Annotated in this window: 16 protein-coding genes; 3 read left to right on the forward strand and 13 right to left on the reverse strand. The window is 66.6% G+C overall.

Features of this window, described 5'->3' with window-relative positions:
• Positions 1 to 3 precede the first annotated feature (3 nt).
• The 6 genes from H5407_RS00215 to H5407_RS00235 form a co-directional block, all read right to left on the reverse strand.
• Positions 4 to 582 (reverse strand): hypothetical protein, encoded by a 579-nt coding sequence (locus H5407_RS00215; protein WP_183102399.1) that lies wholly within the window; start codon positions 580 to 582, stop codon positions 4 to 6.
• A gap of 67 nt (positions 583 to 649) precedes the next feature.
• Entirely contained in the window at positions 650 to 865 is a 216-nt protein-coding gene (locus H5407_RS00220) for a hypothetical protein (RefSeq protein ID WP_183102400.1), read from the reverse strand.
• A 422-nt stretch (positions 866 to 1287) separates the two neighbouring features.
• Positions 1288 to 1791 (reverse strand): CC0125/CC1285 family lipoprotein, encoded by a 504-nt coding sequence (locus H5407_RS24810; RefSeq protein WP_404935566.1) that lies wholly within the window; start codon positions 1789 to 1791, stop codon positions 1288 to 1290.
• Entirely contained in the window at positions 1760 to 2482 is a 723-nt protein-coding gene (locus H5407_RS00225) for a hypothetical protein (protein ID WP_220800377.1), read from the reverse strand. Before H5407_RS00225 ends, H5407_RS24810 begins: the two co-directional genes overlap by 32 nt.
• Before the next feature lie 79 nt (positions 2483 to 2561).
• The gene (locus tag H5407_RS00230) at positions 2562 to 3056 is read right to left on the reverse strand and encodes a hypothetical protein (RefSeq protein WP_183102402.1); all 495 of its coding nucleotides are present in this window, start codon (positions 3054 to 3056) and stop codon (positions 2562 to 2564) included.
• 339 nt (positions 3057 to 3395) lie between these two features.
• On the reverse strand, positions 3396 to 3935 hold the full coding sequence (locus H5407_RS00235) for a DUF7010 family protein (RefSeq protein WP_183102403.1): 540 nt from the start codon (positions 3933 to 3935) through the stop codon (positions 3396 to 3398).
• 368 nt (positions 3936 to 4303) lie between these two features.
• Between H5407_RS00235 and H5407_RS00240 the strand changes: the two genes are divergently transcribed.
• On the forward strand, positions 4304 to 4954 hold the full coding sequence (locus H5407_RS00240) for an MBL fold metallo-hydrolase (RefSeq protein WP_183102404.1): 651 nt from the start codon (positions 4304 to 4306) through the stop codon (positions 4952 to 4954).
• A gap of 72 nt (positions 4955 to 5026) precedes the next feature.
• On the opposite strand, the gene H5407_RS00245 is transcribed toward H5407_RS00240, so the two are convergent.
• From H5407_RS00245 to H5407_RS00275, 7 genes are all read right to left on the reverse strand, one after another.
• Entirely contained in the window at positions 5027 to 6556 is a 1530-nt protein-coding gene (locus tag H5407_RS00245; RefSeq protein WP_183102405.1) for a PAS domain-containing sensor histidine kinase, read from the reverse strand.
• A gap of 5 nt (positions 6557 to 6561) precedes the next feature.
• Positions 6562 to 7944: a sigma-54 dependent transcriptional regulator gene (locus H5407_RS00250; protein ID WP_183102406.1), complete on the reverse strand. Its 1383-nt coding sequence runs from the start codon at positions 7942 to 7944 to the stop codon at positions 6562 to 6564.
• Positions 7945 to 8034: 90 nt separating this feature from the next.
• Positions 8035 to 9249, reverse strand: a complete 1215-nt coding sequence (locus H5407_RS00255) for an ABC transporter permease (RefSeq protein ID WP_183102407.1) — start codon at positions 9247 to 9249, stop codon at positions 8035 to 8037.
• Between the two features lie 13 nt (positions 9250 to 9262).
• Positions 9263 to 10567: an ABC transporter permease gene (locus tag H5407_RS00260; RefSeq protein ID WP_183102408.1), complete on the reverse strand. Its 1305-nt coding sequence runs from the start codon at positions 10565 to 10567 to the stop codon at positions 9263 to 9265.
• The gene (locus H5407_RS00265; RefSeq protein WP_183102409.1) at positions 10567 to 11886 is read right to left on the reverse strand and encodes a TolC family outer membrane protein; all 1320 of its coding nucleotides are present in this window, start codon (positions 11884 to 11886) and stop codon (positions 10567 to 10569) included. Before H5407_RS00265 ends, H5407_RS00260 begins: the two co-directional genes overlap by 1 nt.
• Positions 11887 to 11895: 9 nt before the next feature.
• A complete protein-coding gene (locus tag H5407_RS00270; protein ID WP_183102410.1) occupies positions 11896 to 12624 on the reverse strand; it encodes an ABC transporter ATP-binding protein in 729 nt (242 codons plus the stop codon).
• A gap of 41 nt (positions 12625 to 12665) precedes the next feature.
• Positions 12666 to 13937: an efflux RND transporter periplasmic adaptor subunit gene (locus H5407_RS00275; protein ID WP_183102411.1), complete on the reverse strand. Its 1272-nt coding sequence runs from the start codon at positions 13935 to 13937 to the stop codon at positions 12666 to 12668.
• Positions 13938 to 14428: 491 nt separating this feature from the next.
• Here H5407_RS00275 and H5407_RS00280 point away from each other — a divergent pair, with 491 nt between their 5' ends.
• Complete coding sequence (locus H5407_RS00280) at positions 14429 to 15154, forward strand: helix-turn-helix transcriptional regulator (protein WP_183102412.1); 726 nt, start codon at positions 14429 to 14431, stop codon at positions 15152 to 15154.
• Between the two features lie 466 nt (positions 15155 to 15620).
• Positions 15621 to 16265 (forward strand): Crp/Fnr family transcriptional regulator, encoded by a 645-nt coding sequence (locus H5407_RS00285; RefSeq protein ID WP_183102413.1) that lies wholly within the window; start codon positions 15621 to 15623, stop codon positions 16263 to 16265.
• Positions 16266 to 16280: the final 15 nt, after the last annotated feature.

Consider the following 16280-nt stretch of genomic DNA (forward strand, 5'->3'; position numbering starts at 1 on the left):
GGCTCACCGACAAGACGGCATGGTGCCTGCGCCGCCGCAAGTCCGAGGCACAAGCAGCTCGATCTTGAAAGGACTTGCCGAGACGCGGATGTCGATCTCGGCCCGATAAGAGGTCGTGGACACCCCACCCTGGGGATTTCGACTCTCGTGCTTCAGCACGCCCGGCACGGTGACGGTCAGGCTCTCATGCTCCTTCTTCGTGGCAATAGCCGGGCCGGAGGGCGTGAAGCTGGAAGTGAAGGTGGCCGCCCCCTGAGGATCGACAAAGCCGGTCAAGCGTTTCGAGAAGTCCGCCCAGCCGGCAGCAGTGAAGAATGGCTTGGAGTCCGCGAGACTCCCAAGGTCACCCTGGCGAAAGTTCAGAGCTTCGACAGCAAGCCGTTCGGCGAACCGGGTTTGAGCGTCAGGCGTGTGGACTTGAGCATCGCCGGTGACGGTGAAGGCGAGAAGGGCCGAACTGCAAAGAAGAACTCGGTAGGTGCGCATGGGAATCCGGGCCAGTTCCAACACTTTCTTCAGCAGCCCGCCACGCGCGGCGTGCCAGATGCCGGATTGACGACTGCGGGTGCATTGCTCGGCCAACCTCCATCGATCGGCTCGAGGCCCTTGATGGAACAGTCCATCAACAAATAGCTGACCGCGCACTGCATCAGCCGGCGATTCCAAAGAATTGAGCCGCAGCGAGAACTATTGCAATGCCGATCATGAGCGGGCCGCCAACGCGAAAGAATATGCCGAATTTGGATAGCCAGAGCTGGGCTTGCGCTGGATCTTTCGAAGGCGGGGCCACGACGCGGAAGCCAACGAGGGAAGCGTAGAGGCCTACACTGAACATAATGATTTGGTCGATGTACGCGGCGATCATATCTATTTTCTATGGGTGATGAAGATTGCGAAGCGAAGAAGATGACGGAGCAATAATGACGCTTAATCCGGAAGGTGCCTCGGCGCTTTTTGCGCGCATTTAGAGCTCAAAATCAGCCACTGCTGGAATGAATACGAAGGGACTTCCCACCTTCGGGCAAACGGCGTCGGTGCGGCAAGCTTGGTGGTGGTCGAAGTCATCAATCTGTAGCTCTATGAAAGGGAAAGGCTGCGAACGAAATTACCCGAGTCAGGGAGAATGCGGCCAAGTAGGCCATTCCGGTGCACGCAAGGGATGAAAGCGGCCCTGCCGTGGGCGCCAAGATCGAGTCAGCTCGTTAACTTGGAAATCCCAATAAAAGGTTCGGCGCCATGGAGCGTGGGCTCCGGGCAATTTGCCGACATCAAGCAGGGCCAATGGCTCTACTTCTGCTGACTAATCTGTTGGCCGAATCGCTCCTTTACCAAACGGGCATCGTAGGTGAAACGGGCGAGCGGGCCCTGCATGTCTGGCTGCCCTTTAAACAACTTTATCGTGTGCTCTGCTGTCCGGAATCCGCCAAGAGTGGAGAGAGGCATACGGGCCCTCCCAGACTGAATCACAAAGTAGTCGTATCCGTTCGTCAGAGTGAGGTCTGCGGATCTGTACATGAGGAGGGAATTCAGTGCGTCCATTGAAGTAGCGCCATTTCCGTAGTAGATGACCTGATAAAAATCATCAGAAATCCTCTTCTCTTGATATCCGCCTCTACCGAACAGCTCAAACGATTGATATGGCGTTGCGCAGCCTCCAAGGGAAATCGTGGCGAATAGAAGCAGGGCTCGAAAGACTTTTGACTGGATCACGGTCGTGGCGTTGGAGAGCTGTGAAAGCGGACGACGATGGCTCAACTTGTTAGGCGCTTGCGACGAGTTGACTAAATTCATCGACGTACCTAGTGAACTGCTTTCTGTTACAGGTTTGGCAGAGCATCGGCACACGGCGCCCAATGAACATCGCTAGATTACCGTCGCATGTTTTGCACTTGATGCCACTGACAACGTGTGAGGTCAGCGGCTCAACAAGTTGTTCATTGAGATGCTTCGCCAGATATGCAACTTGCGCACGCTCAAATTGATTGGATAGCTTGAGATGACGCAGCTGCGTGCATTTAGCGATCTTTGCGACGTCATCATCACCTAACGCTAGATTGGTAAGGGCCAGAGAAGTGAGGTTTTGAATTTTGCAGACGGGGGCGATTGACTGAAGGCGCAGTTTCGGCGTCAGGGCTCCCCGACTTCCTGAGAGCTTGAGCTCCTTCAGCTCTGAAAGCTCTTCGATACCATCGAGCTCCCTTAATTTAGGAAAATCGTAGATCGAAAGAGATTCAAGCCTTCGCATCGCAAATACAGGGAGCAGTGTTTCAATTTTTGTTGCCCACTCAAGCTCTAGCGTTCTTGTTGCAGTGAGGGACTCAATTCCATCAAGGGCGCTCAATGTAATGTGATAAAGGCGAAGATTTGATGCCCTGCAATTTGACAAGACCTTGTGCCAGACCTTGCTTCCTATATTTCTGAGATCAAGCTCCAGGCTCTCAGAGAGTTGCCGCTCTGAATAGTCATTGTCGAGCAAAAGCATAACCATAGATTCTCTATCCAACGCCAAAATTCACGCACGGACCCAAGCACAGCATGAGAACGTCACGTGAAATGAAATTTCAGGCTTTAACTCTCATTTCCCCCGTACGCCAGTTTGCTAGCCAATAGATTCCTTGCAGTAACCCAGTCGCCAGCGGCTCACCGTCTTCGGTGTGCAGCACCGAAATGTACCGAACAGGCCAGGGTGAACGACTGACCTGCCGAAGTACCGAGCGCATTTCCGCGACTTCAGCGCTACTTGGTGGTGACGCTCCCGCATAGAAACTGGCCAAACCGCTTGAAGTGAACAATGCCGGCTGATGACTTTCCACGTCGTGGCCGGCATTCAGCGTAACCATACCCAGCCTGGCGCGGCCGTTGGGGAATATGAAGAGGGCCTGAACAAGGACCTGATGCTTCACTGAACGCAGCACGGCGATATCGAGTGGGCGCACCGTGCATTCGTCTTGGTCTGGCTGGCCTTCTTCGTCCGATGCGTATGCCCAGCAAGGACTGAATTCAAAGTCTTGCGCAGTCAGCTCGTTGACCGGCAAGCGTGTGCGTTCCTTTGCCATGCTCCGCCCTTGTGCCCTAACGAATGAAATGGATTTCCCCGTCCCGAACCCGCTGCGATGCGGCTAACGGCAACCAAGCGGCCACCATTGAATCTTCCACGCAAGACGGCTAAACCGGCCAAGTTTGGCCTGCGCGGGGTTTTGATAGTCCGCCTTGTACTTAGGGTTGTACTTGCGGGTTGATCGGCGCATTGGCCGAGGCTTGCCCTCCTGCTGCTCGATGGCCGCGTATGAAAGGGCCTTGATGCGCACCCATGTGTGTTGCTCCTTGCGAAATTGTTGATATTCCCGTCGTCTAGCGTTGGCATTCAGCCACCCCGGGCTGGCTGCAAGACAGGGTTAGTCCATAGCCGCACGACGCGCTCTCAAGAGAATGGCTGATGCAAACGCCGCCTCAACGGCGGAGCCGGCGAATGCGGCCACATGAGGCTGTGACTTGAAAGCCGCCAATAAGTAACCCGCAAAAGCAAGCACGGCACCACATACCCAATAGATGCGCAGACCAAACAACGTATGAAACGTGAGGTAGCGGCCGCCAATGACGAACAGCATGGCCGGAAAGAACCACAGCATGTTGTACTGGGCTACTGCATACGCGATGGGCAAGCAGAGAAGGAGCCACCCGGTGTTCTCCAGCGCGAGAGCGCCGAGAGGATTTTCCTTGGCATGTTGGCCCGGACGCCCCATGGCTTTGCAGAGCAAGACGCCGACTGGATGGATGAACATGCCGCCAGCAAACAGCGCCAGGACAGCGCTGGATGGGGATGCCCGAAGGGCGAAGAAGCCGGCAACCAGCCAGGCAAGGGCGGAAGCCAGCATACCGGGAGCACCAGAAAGGTAGGAAAGACGCATATCGCGCTGAGCTTCGTCGGCAGTCATGGAGCGCAGAAGGGGTGATCGTTGGCTGTGGGAGTTTGAGGTCTAACTGATGGTTTGCACGGTACTATTTTTGGGACATGAACCGCGCCTGCTTCATCTGTCCTGTCGGGTCTGGGCGCGCGCCAGGAAGAAGGCTTGGCGCCATGCTGCCATCACCTCACACCCGAAGCGCCCCCGGGGAACCCTAGGTCCGAAGCCAGTCCGCACACCTCTACCGCCTCGCTCTGCGCCTGCTCGACCCGCAGTCGCGAACTACAGCCTGAAGACTGAACGGGCCTGTGTGCACTGGGCGCGCGCCTTCATTGGCCAAGCGCGGCCGTCTTTCTATCTGTGTTTACAGTTTTGAATCATTGTTGAGAAGAAACACCATGCCCCTCCACTACCTCACCGTCCCCGTCACCCCCTTCCAGCAGAACTGCTCCATCGTCTGGTGCGACCAGACCCGCGAGGCAGCGGTGGTGGATCCGGGGGGCGAAGTGCCGAAGCTGCTGAAGGAGGTGGAACGCCTGGGGCTGACGCTCAAGGCGATCTGGCTGACGCATGCGCACATCGACCACGCGGGCGGCACGGCGGAGCTGGCGCGCTTGAAGCAGCTGCCCATCGTCGGGCCGCATGTGGGGGACCAGTTCTGGATTGACGGGCTGCCGCAGCAGAGCGCCATGTTCGGCTTCCCCGCGGTGGAGACCTTCACGCCCACGCGCTGGCTGCGCGACGGCGACACGGTACAGATCGGCCAGGAGGCGCTCACGGTGCGCCACTGCCCGGGCCACACGCCGGGCCATGTGGTCTTCCACAGCGTGTCTGCCCGCCGCTGCTTCGTGGGCGATGTGCTCTTTGCCGGCTCCATCGGCCGCACGGACTTCCCCGGCGGCAACCATGCGCAGCTGATCAGCTCCATCACCGAGCGCCTCTGGCCCATGGGCGACGACACGGTCTTCATCCCAGGCCACGGGCCCGAATCCACCTTCGGCGAGGAGCGGCGCAGCAATCCCTTCCTCAGCCACGCGCGCTGGGGCTGAGGAAAGGCAAGACCTGACCCCGCCAGCACATTTGCAGCACGCCGGGCGCCGCTGGCGTGGCTTCGCGCAGGCTCAGCGCACCGGCAGCAACAGGCTCACCCGCAGGCCGCCGCCCTCGCGGTTGGCCAGCAGGATGCGGCCGCCATGGGCCTCCGCGATCTCGCGCGCCAGGGCCAGGCCCAGGCCGGTGCCGCTGCGCTTGGTCGAGTAAAAAGGCAGCAGTGCCTGGGACAGCACGGCCTCGTTCATGCCGGGGCCGCGGTCGCTGACCGCCAGGCACCACTCGGCGCCCAGGCGCTGCACTGACAGGCGCACTTCGAGCGGACGCTCGCCTGCGAGTGCGGGAACAGTCACGGCGGCAGGATCCTCCGCCCCCCGGGGCGCCTCGCGTGGCCCCAATCCAGCCTCATGGGCATTCTTCAGCAAATTGATCAGGGCCTGCTCCACCTGGGCGCGATCGAAGCTGGCCGTGCCGGCCGGCAGGGGGCCGTCCAACACGAAGGGCTGCTGGCTCATCAGCTGAGCCACGAAGTCGGCCCAGGCCACGGGGGTCAGGCGGGGCAGGGGCAGCTTGGCCACACTGGCATAGCCGGCCAGGAACTCATGCAGGTGGCGGGCCCGCTCGCTGATGCTCTGGAAGACCTGGGGCAGGCGCTCGGTCTGGCCGCGCCGTGCCAGCTCCGCGCCGCTGTGGGCCAGCGAAGAGATGGGCGCCAGGGAGTTATTGAGTTCGTGGCTGATCACGCGGATCACGCGCTTCCAGCTGGCCACTTCCTGGCGTGACAGCTCGCGGGTGATGCGGCGCAGCAGCACCAGGCGGTGGGCCTGGCCCAGCAGGTTGAGCGTGCGCTGGGACAGGTGGAAGCTCTCGGGCTCAGCGGCGCCGTCCAAAGCCTCGGGCAGGGTGAGCAGCTGGTCCTCGCCCAGGCGCAGGGCCTCGGCCAGGGCTTCGGGCAGGGGCGCCAGCACGGTCTCCCAGGCCTGGCCCGCAAGGCGCCGCCCCTGGGCCAGCAACTGGCGAGCGGCGATATTGGCATAGGCCACCCGCCCCTGGGCATCGACCAGCAGCAGCGCTACCGGCGTGTTCTGCACCACGGTGTCCAGCAGCAGCTCCCGCTGGGCGAGATGCTGGCGCTGGTCGCGCAGGGTGGTGGCCAACTCGCGGTGGGCGCTCAGCAGGGCGTGCAGCTCGCCCTGCCCATCGACGGCCAGCGCGGTGCTGAAGTCCCCGTCGCGGTAGCTCAGCACCGCGCCCTCCAGTGCCCGCAGAACCCGCCGCAACGGGGCCAGGCACCAGACCACCAGCAAGCCCGCCACCGGCAGCAGCAGCGTCAGGAGGAGCACCGGCAGCCAGGCATTGCTGCGAACCGTCAGCGCGCCCCATCCCAGCTCACGCAGCAGCGGGGGCAGCGGCCCCATGCTGAAGGCAGCCTGCAGGCCCAGGGCCAGCAGGGCAATCAGCAGCAGGCTCAGCAGCAGGCGCAGACCGAGGTACTGCAGAGGCCGGGAGCGAGCAGACCCCCGAGGCGCCAGCGCCTCGCCCGCCGCGTTCCCCTGCCCGAGGTCACCCGGAGGCAATGGATCCTGGCCGTTGGCGCCCATGCTGTTCAGAGGCCGCCTTCGCGCGGCAGGCCATAGCGGTCCATGCGGCGGTACAGAGCCTGGCGCGAGAGGCCCAGCTGCTGCGCCGCGCGGGCCACCACGCCCTGGGCGGACTGCAGGGCCGCCAGCACGGCCTCGCGGCTGGGCTCGTCCAGGTTGCGGTGGGCCAGCGCCGCGGGTGCGAGGGAGGCCGCGGCGGCGAGGCCCAGGTCCGCCGGCTGGATCAGGCCCTCGCGGCACAGCAGGGCCGCGCGGGCCAGGGCATTGCGCAGCTCGCGCACATTGCCGGGCCAGGCATGGGCCAGCAGCGCGCTGCGAGCGGCCTCGCTGAGGCGCACGGCCTGGCCGGCCTGCCGCTCGTGCTCGGCGAGGGCCTGCTCGGCCAGGGGCAGGATGTCATCACGGCGCTCGGCCAGGGGGGCCAGGCGCAGCTCGATCACATTGAGCCGGTAGAAGAGGTCCTCGCGGAAGCTGCCGGCCGCCACCATGGCGGGCAGGTCGGCATTGGTGGCGCTGACCACGCGGACACGGGTCGTGCGGGTGCGCGTGGACCCGAGGCGCTCGAACTGGCCGGTCTCCAGCACGCGCAGCAGCTTCATCTGGCCGGCCAGGGGCAGGTTGCCGATCTCGTCCAGGAACAGCGTGCCGCCATCGGCCGCCTCGAAGCGGCCCTCGCGCGCCTTGCCGGCGCCGGTGAAGGCGCCGCTCTCGGCACCGAAGAGCTCGGCCTCGATCAGGTCCGCCGGCAGGGCTCCGCAGTTGAGGGCCACCAGCGGGCCCTGGGCAACGGCGGAGTTGGCGTGCAGCAGGCGGGCGATGCGCTCCTTGCCGCTGCCGTTGGGGCCGGTGACCAGCACCGGCAGCGGCGCACGGGCCACCTGGCAGGCCATCTCCAGCGTGCTGATCATGGCGTCGGAGGCGAAGACGATGTCGCCCAGCGCGTAACGCTGGCGCAGTGCCTCCACGCGCTGGCGCCGCTGGCGGCGGGTCTGGCTCAAGGCCTCGTTGGACTCGGCCAGCTCCAGCAGGTTCTCCACCGTGGCCAGCAGCTTGAGGTCGTCCCAGGGCTTGGCGAGGTAGTCGGCCGCACCGGCCTTGACCAGGGCCACGGCCTGCTCCAGCTGGGTCCAGGCCGTCAGCAGGATGACGGGCAGGTCGGGGTGGCGCTGGCGCAGGCGCTGGAACAGCACGCGGCCCTCTTCGCCGGAGGTGGTGTCGGCGCTGAAGTTCATGTCCTGGATGACCAGGTCGGCGGCCTCGCGCTCCAGCAGGGCCAGGCCCTCGGCGGGGTCGGCAGCGCTGAGGGCGCGGATGTCGTGCAGGGACAGCAGCAGGGCCAGGGCCTCGCGCACGCCGGGGTTGTCATCGATGATCAGGACGGTTCGCATGTGGGGGCGAGGATAGCAAGCAGACGGCCCCGCGGCGGCGGCACGCGGGGCCGGATCATCCCGGGGTGGCGCCGGGCATCAAGAGGGCATTCAGCTGCGCAGCGCGGCCACCGGCGGCAGGGCCGCGGCGCGTCGTGCCGGCCCCAGCACGGCCAGCTGGCCCAGCATCCACAGCGCCACGGCGCCGGCCGGCAGGTAGTGCCAGGGCAGGCCCGGCAGCTCGTACTGGTGCACCAGCACGCTGCTCAGCCCGGCCGCCCCCAGCACGCCCAGCACGATGCCCAGGGTGCTCAGCAGGAAGTTCTCGGTCTGGAAGTAGCGCAGGATCTGCCCACGCGTCGCGCCCAGGGCGCGCCGGGTGCCGATCATGCGGGTGCGCTGCTGCACCCAGAAGCTGGCCAGGCCGACGATGCCGAAGGCCGTCACCACCATCAGGGCCACGCAGACGCCGATCAGCAGGCCGATCATGCTGCGGTCCTGCGCGTAGTAGCGGGCACGCGCCTCGGCCCAGGTGTGGCTGCCGCGCAGGATGCGGTCCGGCCCCACGCGATCCAGGGCCGCGATGGCCGCTTTCAGGGCGGCTTCCCGCTGAGCCGCGTCGACCCGCAGTACGTACTCCGCCCGCTGGAAGCTCTGCTTGATGGGCAGGATCATGGCGAGCGCGTCCTCGTCGGCGCCACCGGGGTGCGGCGAGATCATGCGCTCCACCACGCCCACGATGGTGCTGGGCCCGGAGCCCACGCCCCACACCTTCTGGCCCAGGGCCGACCCATCCGGGAAGAGGCGCCGGGCCGTGACCCTGCTGACGATGAGGGCGGGGATGTTGACGCCGTCCTCCTCTTCGTAGGCCTTGCCGTCGCGGAACTCCTCCGGCGTGAAGTCACGGCCCTCGGCCAGACGCAGGCCCAGCAGGGCCAGGCCCCCCTCGCCCATGCGGTACTCGGGCACGCCGGTGCCCTGCGCCTTCTCGTCGTCGCTGTGGCGCAGCCCGCTGACCGTGAACTGCGGACCATAGGGCACCTGGTTCATCAGCGTGACGCCCTTGACGCCGGGCAGCTGGCGCAGCGCGGCCAGGTCCACCTCGGTCTGGGCCTTGGGGTTCTCATTGGGCGTCACGCCGGACACACGCAGGGTGATGAGCTCCTCGTCGGCCATGCCGCTGGGCTCCTGGATGCGTTCCAGGCGCTGGCCGATGAGGAAGAGGGCATTGCACACGATGGTGCAGGTCAGGGCCACCTGCAGCACGATGAGGCCGGCGGCGGTCTTGTGGCGCTTCAGGGTCGCCAGGATGGGCATCAGTTCCATGATCGGAAGCTCCTCATTGCGTCTTGAGTTGCAGGGCCGGCTGCACCTGGCAGGCGCGCCAGGCGGGCAGCAGGCCGGCCAGCAGGCTGGCCACGAGGGCCACGCCGAGGGTCGTGGCGAGCATGGGCAGGTCCAGCTGCACGGTGGAGGCGTAGTCGCTGCTTCCGTGTCGCACGGCCCAGATGCCAAGGCCCGTCAGCAGCAGACCCAGCACGCCGCCCGCCAGGCCCAGGCTGCCGGCCTCGATCAGGAACTGCAGGAAAATCTGCCGCCGCGGCGCCCCCAGGGCCCGCCGCACGCCGATCTCGCCCGAGCGGCGCAGCGCCTTGGCCAGCTGCAGGCCCACGGTATTGACCAGGCAGACCACCAGGAAGCCGAACGACAACCACAGCTGCAGGCCCACGTCATGCGGCACCACCTGCTGGGACTGCAGCCAGTCCATCACGGAGCGCAGACGCACGTTGGTGGGCCGCTCATAGCGGCCGGCCTGACGCTGCTGGTCGGAGTACTGCTCCAGATAGGCCTTGTAGGCCGGCGCATCGCCCGGCTGCGCCAGCTCGACCCAGTACTGCAGCCACGAGCACGGGGCCTGCAGCACCCGCATGTCGCCGTTGACATTGCCCCAGCAGTTCACGTTGCCCGAGCTGCCGAACTTCAGGGCGATGGCGGTGGACAGCGGCGCATAGAGCTCGGCCGTCTCGGCATAGGCGCCCAGGCTGATGTCGAAATAGTGCGGCACGGGGCGCCAGTGGTCCAGCACGCCGATGATGCGCAGCTCCTTGTCCCGCATGCGCAGCGTCTTGCCGCGGCTGTCGGCGCCACCGAAGAGGCGGTCATTGAGCCGGCGCGAGAGCACCACCACGCGGGCCTCGCCGGCATCGTCCTCGCGGCTCCAGCCGCCGCCGTACTGGAAGGGGGCCTCGAACATCGCGAAGAAGTCGCTGCTGGCCCAGCGGCCGGTGGCCAGGAAGGGGCGCTCCTTGCCGTCGGGCGGCGTCACCGCCACGCCGCCGCCGCTCATCATCACCTGGCGCTTGCCGCGGGCTTCGCGCAGCAGGGCCTCGGCGTCGAAGCGCGTGAGCTGGTAGATGGGCTCGCCGCCCGGCACGAAGCCGTCCCGCATGCGCCCGGCGTCCAGCTGCACATTGAAAAGGCGGTCGCTCTTGTGCGGAATGGGGTCGCGCGAGAGCACGTGGAAGATGGTCAGCGTGGTCATGCAGGCCGCCACGCCGATGGCGATGGTCAGCAGCATCAGTGCAGTCAGGCCGCGGCTGCGCCTGAAGCTGCGCAGGGCCAGTTCGATGTAGTAGGCAAACATCAGCTTGCTCCTTGCAGGAGTTGGTTCACGCGGGCGAGTTCGGCCTCGCCCAGTTGGCCCACCGCAGCCTGCAGCTGCAGGGTCGCCAGCACATAGGCGTGGCGGGCCTGTGCGTGGGCATTGCGGGCCTGGGCATGGGTCTGGATGGCCAGCAGCAGGTCGGTCAGGGAACGGGTGCCAAGGGCCTGGCCCGCACGTGTGGCGGCCAAGGCGCGCTCGGCGGCCTGCACGGCGGCGGCGCTGCTGGCCACCTGCTCGATGCCCAGCTTGACGGCCAGCACCTGGGCCTGCGTCTCGCGCACCAGCGCGCGGCGCGTGGCCTCCAGCTGCTCGCGCTGCTGGTCGCGCTCATGCACGGCCTGGCGCTGAAGGGACTGGGTGGCACCGCCCGCGAAGAGCGGCACGCTCAGGCGCACGGCGACGGTGTTGACCCTGCGGCCGGCATCCGCTGCAGGGACACCGAAGCCGCTGCGGCGCTGGCTGTCCAGGCCCAGGCTCAGCGTGGGCAGGTGGCTGGCACGGGCCGCGTCGATGCGGCGCTCGCTGGCCCGCAGGCTGCCCTGGGCCGCCTGCAGCAAGGGCTGCTGGCTCAGAGCGCGAGCCACCCAGGCTTCGGCGTCCTGCGGCTGCAGGGGTGGCGTGGGCAGCTGGCTGCTCAGGGCCTGCAGCGAGCCCGGCAGCTGGCCGGTGATCTCGGCGAGCGCCTGGCGCGCGTCGGCCAGCTGCTGGCGGGACTGCTGTGTCTGGCCGCGAGAAAGGCCGTGATAGGCCCGCGCCTGCTCGACATCGACCAGCGCCGAGAGCCCCGCCTCGTAGCGCGTCTGCGCCTGGGACACCTGCTGAGCGAAGGCGGCCTCGTTGGCCTCGGCCGTCTCCAGGGCGGATTGCGCGGAAAGCACCTGGAAATAGGCCTGGGCCACGCGAGCGCAGAGCTGTTGCTCGGCGGCGCGCAGGCGGGCGTCCTCGGCCTCAAGGCGGGCCTGGGCGGCATCCAGGCTGCGCAGCTGGCTCAGGTCCACCAGCACCTGGCTGAGGTGGCTGGCGGCACTGCGGCTGCGCTGGCCCTCGCTGCGCTCCTCTTCGGCGCTCAGGGACCATTGCGGCAGCAGAGGCGCACGACTCTGGGCCAGCAGTTCGGCCTGCACGCCGCGCTGGGCGCGGGCCTGGGCCAGCACCGGGTCGGCCGCACGAGCCTGGGCATAGATGCCAAGCAGGTCATCCGCACGGGCCGCGCCCAGCAGAGCGGCCAGAGCCAGGCCCACGGCCAGGCCCGGGGCCGGACGGCGCCGGCGCATCAGGGAAGGGAAACGTGGCTGCATGGACCGCCCTCAGACCGTCTCGCGCAAGACCTGGCCCTGCGGATGCAGCAGCTCGCCCAGGCGCAGCTCGGCGGCGATGTCCACCACCTGGCCGTCCATCACATGCACATTGCGCTGGGCGCGCGCGGCCAGCTGCATGTCGTGCGTAACCATGACGATGGTGGCGCCGTCGCGGTGGAGCTCCTCCAGCAGGTCCATGACGCTGCGGGCCATGGCGCTGTCGAGGTTGCCGGTGGGCTCGTCGGCCAGCAGCAGCTTGGGCTCGCCGGCCAGGGCGCGGGCAATGGCCACGCGCTGCTGCTGGCCGCCGGACAACTCGGCCGGGTAGTGCTTCTCGCGTGCGGCCAGGCCCACGCGGGCCAGAGCCTCGCGGGCACGGCGCTGGCGTTCCTCGCGGCCCATGCCGCGATAGCGCAGCGGGACCTCGATGTTGTCCAGCACGTTGAGATCGGGGATCAGGTTGAAGGCCTGGAAGATGAAACCGATCTTCTGGTTGCGCAGGCGCGAACGCTGGTCGTCGTCCATGCCGCTGACGTCCTGGCCATCCAGCAGGTAGCTGCCGCTGGTGAAGGATTCCAGCAAGCCGGCGATGGTCAGGAAGGTGGTCTTGCCCGAGCCCGAGGGACCGGTCACGGCGACGAACTCGCCCGCCTTCACGTCCAGGTTGAACTGGCGCAGAGCGAAGGTCTCGACCATCTCGGTGCGGTAGACCTTGGAGAGTGATTGCATCTTCAACATGGGGAAGTCCTTTCTTGTCCCTGGGATCCGGAGGGCGGGGTTTACTGGCTGAGGGTGACGCGCTCGGCACCCTTGAAGGCATCGGCACCGTTGGTGACCACGCGCTCGCCGGGCCTGAGGCCGTCCAGCACCTCGACCTGGCTGAGGCTCTGGGCCCCCAGGCGGATGGGCCGGCGCACGGCCTCGTTGCCCTGCACCACGTAGCAGAAGCGGCCGCCACCCTCATCAACGAAGGCGCCGCGCGCCACCTGCAGGACCTGCTCGCGGCGGTCCAGCAGCACGCGCACCGAGAGGCGCTGGTTCTGGCGCAGCTGCTCGGGCTGGGCGCCCTCGAAGCGCAGGCGGGCCGCGACCTCGTTGTTGACCACCTCGGGCGAGACCGAGCTCAGCACGCCCTTCCAGCTCTGGCTGGGGCCGCGGATCTCGCCTGGCATGCCGGGCTGCAGTTCGCGGGCGAAGCTCTCGGCCACCTGCATCTGCACCTCCAGGGCCGAGAGATCGACCACGCTCAGCAATCTGGCGTCCTTGGCCACACTCATGCGGTCAGTGACGAAGAGCTGGCCCACCTGACCGTCCACGGGCGAGCGGACCTTCAGCTCCTCTTCCTGGCGGCTCAGGTCGGTCACCACCAGCTGCTGGCGCTCATGCGCCTGGCGCTTGGCCTGCAGCTCGAACTTCGTGGCGTCGTCCTTGAGGTCCAGCAGCTCGCTGGCCTGCTTCAGCGCAATCTCGGCCTTGGCCAGGGCGTCCCGGGCCTGATCGACCTGCATGCTGGCGGTCGCGCCGGCCTTGAAGGCCTGCTCCTGGCGGGCAAGATCGTTCTGCGCGGTGCGGCGGGCCAACTGGGCGGTCTCCAGACTGCTCTGGGCCTGGGCGCGCTGCTGGCGGGCGTCCGCCTCGGCGCGCAGCAGTTCGCTGCGCAGGGCATCCGCGTTGGAGCGCTCCTGGCCCAGGCGGGCCATCAGCTCGGCGCTCTGCAGCTCCAGCAAGACCTGACCCTTGCGGACCTGATCCCCCGCCTGCACCTTGACGCTCACTGTGCCCGCATTGCCGGCATAGAGCGTGGGGCTGACGGCGGCCACCACTTTGCCCTCGCCAGCCACATCGCGGGTCAGGGGGCCCATCGTTACCTCGGACAGTGTCAGCCGGGCCAGGCTCACCGAGGCGGCGCCCCCCAGGCCCTGCAGCAGCCTGGGCGCGCCCAGGCTCAGGCCCGTGACGGCCAGAAGGGCCAGGCCCACCTGCAACCAGCGGCGCCGGGGCAGCGCACTGCGGGTGAGGGGACGATCCTGGGCTGAGGTATCTCGAATCATGGCGGACGAATAAGCGGCTGTGATGCCTTCTTCTTGCAATCACCGTGCCATGCCTGGTCTTTCGCAAAAATCCATACACATCAATCACTTGCAAAAGAATGCCCGGGTCAGCCGGGTGTCCGCGGACACTGCGGACGCCCGCCCGGACAGGCCATAGGGCAGCGGACACCGCCCCGGACAGTCCGCCCGCCGAAGGTGAATTTTTCACATTTCCGTTTCAGAAGATTTACCGCCGATGTGCCAGCTGCACTCCTAGGCTATGACCTTCGTTACGGGGCCTGTCATCTCTCAAGGACACGCCGGCCCGCCCCAGCTGCCTGGACCCGCAGGGCCGGCATGAAGTGATGCCTCTGGGAGCGCTCCGTGGCGATTGGCGCGAGGTCTGCGCCGTGTCCGCAACCGACACGAGACCTGGCGCTGCCTTCGTCCCGTCCGGTTGCATCCAAGGTGCGGGGCGCAGGTCGCGACTCCGCCACATCAGGGAGATGAATATGTGGTCAAGCAATCCGTCGATGGAGTCGGCAGCCCTGTCGCGCGTGAGCGCCTTGCGCATCACCGACCAGGTGCTGCATGAGCTGCGCCAACCGCTGCCCCGCAGCGTGCCCCAGGAGCGGCGACGCGCCGTGTCCCTCAGTACCCACTGGCTGAATCTGGTGCTGGAGGAACTGGATTACGGCGTGCTCCTGGTGAGCGGCTCGGGCCAGCTGCTCTACACCAACCATGCCGCTCGCCGCACCCTGGACGCCAGCTTCCCGCTGCAGGTGCATGGCGGCCAACTGCGCACCCGCCTGGACGCCGACAGCGGGCCGCTGTTCGAGGCCCTGGGCAAGGCCGAGGTCGAGGGCCGCCGCTGCCTGCTGCGCCTGGGCGAGGGCCGTGAACGCACGAACGTCGTGGTAGTGCCCCTCAATCGCAATGTGGAGCAGGCCGCCGTGCTGCTGGTGCTGGAGCGCCTGCAGCTGTGTGCGGACCTGGCCGCCCAGTGGTTCGCCCTGCGCTACGGCCTGACACCCACCGAGACCGAGGTCCTCAAGCTGCTCAGCGAAGGTGCACGGCCCAACAAGGTGGCGGAGGAGCAGGGGGTGGCCATCTCCACCGTGCGCACCCAGATCCAGAGCATCCGCGCCAAGTCCGGCGCCCAGAGCATCGGCGAGCTGCTGCGCCAGCTGGCGGTGCTGCCACCACTGATGTCCGCGCTGCGCATGGAGCTGGCCTGAGCCTCCTTGCCGGACTGACCTGCCGAGCCCACCTGCCGCTCGCCGGCTTCCGGTCCCCGGGCGCTGCAACCCGCCGCGCCGCACCTGGAGGGCTGGGTCAGCCCAGCTGACTCAGCCCCGCCCCACCCCACCCCGCCAAGCCAAGCCAAGCCAAGCCAAGCCAAGCCAAGCCAAGCCAAGCCAAGCCAAGCCAAGCAAAGCAAAGCAAAGCAAAGCAAAGCAAAGCAAAGCAAAGCAAAGCAAAGTGCCAGTGCCAGTGCCAGTGCCAGTGCGGGTACGCGAGTCGGTACCATCTCCAGCGCATCCTGCCCGCCGCATCGTGCCAGGCCGGTCAATCCGGCCGCATCTTGGCAGGCCCGATCGGCCCCGGCTTCTTGCATTCAAAGACAGCAGCCACCCGGAAGCGAGCGCGCTAACATGAACCGCGTCGGGCGTGATCGTTGCCGTGTCGCCCCCGATACGCCTCATGAGCTCAGCAGCCCCCCCCTCCCAAGCCCCGCCCGCGACCGAATGGCCCGGCCTGCCGGTGCTGCTCCAGCGTCTGGCAGCCCGTGGTGTGGAGCGCAGCTACCGCAAGGGCACGCTGCTGATCGAGGAAGGCAGCCAGGGTGACACCCTCTACCTGGTGCTCAGCGGGCAACTGCGCGTCTTCAGCTGCGACCATCGCGGCCGCGAGATCACCTACGGCGTCTATGGCGCCGGCGAGTACGTGGGCGAGATGAGTCTCGACGGCGGCCCGCGCAGTGCCAGCGTCATCACCGAGTCTCCCTGCCGCTGCGTGCTGCTGACGCGCGCCAGCCTGCTGGAGCACATCCGGGCCGAGCCCGAGTTCGCGCTGGAGCTGATCACCAAGATCATCCAGCGAGCCCGGGCGGCCACGCTGTCCACCAAGCAGCTCGCGCTGAACGACGTCTACGGGCGGCTCAAGCACCTGCTGGAGGACCCGGAACTCGCCCATCAGCGCCTCACCCACCAGGCCATGGCCCAGCGCCTGGGCTGCTCTCGCGAGATGATCTCCAAGCTGATCAAAGACCTGGAGCTGGGCGGCTACCTGGTGAAGGCCGAGCGCGGCCGCTACGAACGGGTTCGCAACCTGCCGGCACGGTGGTGAGCAGCGCGGAGTGAG

Origin of the sequence: Mitsuaria sp. WAJ17 (genome assembly GCF_014174515.1) — a bacterium.
Taxonomy (GTDB): domain Bacteria; phylum Pseudomonadota; class Gammaproteobacteria; order Burkholderiales; family Burkholderiaceae_C; genus Roseateles_B.

Bases quoted from the DNA above. Each gene is read 5' to 3' on its own strand.
- H5407_RS00220 (WP_183102400.1), bottom strand. From the start codon at position 865: ATGATCGCCGCGTACATCGACCAAATCATTATGTTCAGTGTAGGCCTC.
- H5407_RS24810 (WP_404935566.1), bottom strand. From the start codon at position 1,791: ATGAATTTAGTCAACTCGTCGCAAGCGCCTAACAAGTTGAGCCATCGT.
- H5407_RS00225 (WP_220800377.1), bottom strand. From the start codon at position 2,482: ATGCTTTTGCTCGACAATGACTATTCAGAGCGGCAACTCTCTGAGAGC.
- H5407_RS00230 (WP_183102402.1), bottom strand. From the start codon at position 3,056: ATGGCAAAGGAACGCACACGCTTGCCGGTCAACGAGCTGACTGCGCAA.
- H5407_RS00235 (WP_183102403.1), bottom strand. From the start codon at position 3,935: ATGACTGCCGACGAAGCTCAGCGCGATATGCGTCTTTCCTACCTTTCT.
- H5407_RS00240 (WP_183102404.1), top strand. From the start codon at position 4,304: ATGCCCCTCCACTACCTCACCGTCCCCGTCACCCCCTTCCAGCAGAAC.
- H5407_RS00245 (WP_183102405.1), bottom strand. From the start codon at position 6,556: ATGGGCGCCAACGGCCAGGATCCATTGCCTCCGGGTGACCTCGGGCAG.
- H5407_RS00250 (WP_183102406.1), bottom strand. From the start codon at position 7,944: ATGCGAACCGTCCTGATCATCGATGACAACCCCGGCGTGCGCGAGGCC.
- H5407_RS00255 (WP_183102407.1), bottom strand. From the start codon at position 9,249: ATGGAACTGATGCCCATCCTGGCGACCCTGAAGCGCCACAAGACCGCC.
- H5407_RS00260 (WP_183102408.1), bottom strand. From the start codon at position 10,567: ATGTTTGCCTACTACATCGAACTGGCCCTGCGCAGCTTCAGGCGCAGC.
- H5407_RS00265 (WP_183102409.1), bottom strand. From the start codon at position 11,886: ATGCAGCCACGTTTCCCTTCCCTGATGCGCCGGCGCCGTCCGGCCCCG.
- H5407_RS00270 (WP_183102410.1), bottom strand. From the start codon at position 12,624: ATGTTGAAGATGCAATCACTCTCCAAGGTCTACCGCACCGAGATGGTC.
- H5407_RS00275 (WP_183102411.1), bottom strand. From the start codon at position 13,937: ATGATTCGAGATACCTCAGCCCAGGATCGTCCCCTCACCCGCAGTGCG.
- H5407_RS00280 (WP_183102412.1), top strand. From the start codon at position 14,429: ATGTGGTCAAGCAATCCGTCGATGGAGTCGGCAGCCCTGTCGCGCGTG.
- H5407_RS00285 (WP_183102413.1), top strand. From the start codon at position 15,621: ATGAGCTCAGCAGCCCCCCCCTCCCAAGCCCCGCCCGCGACCGAATGG.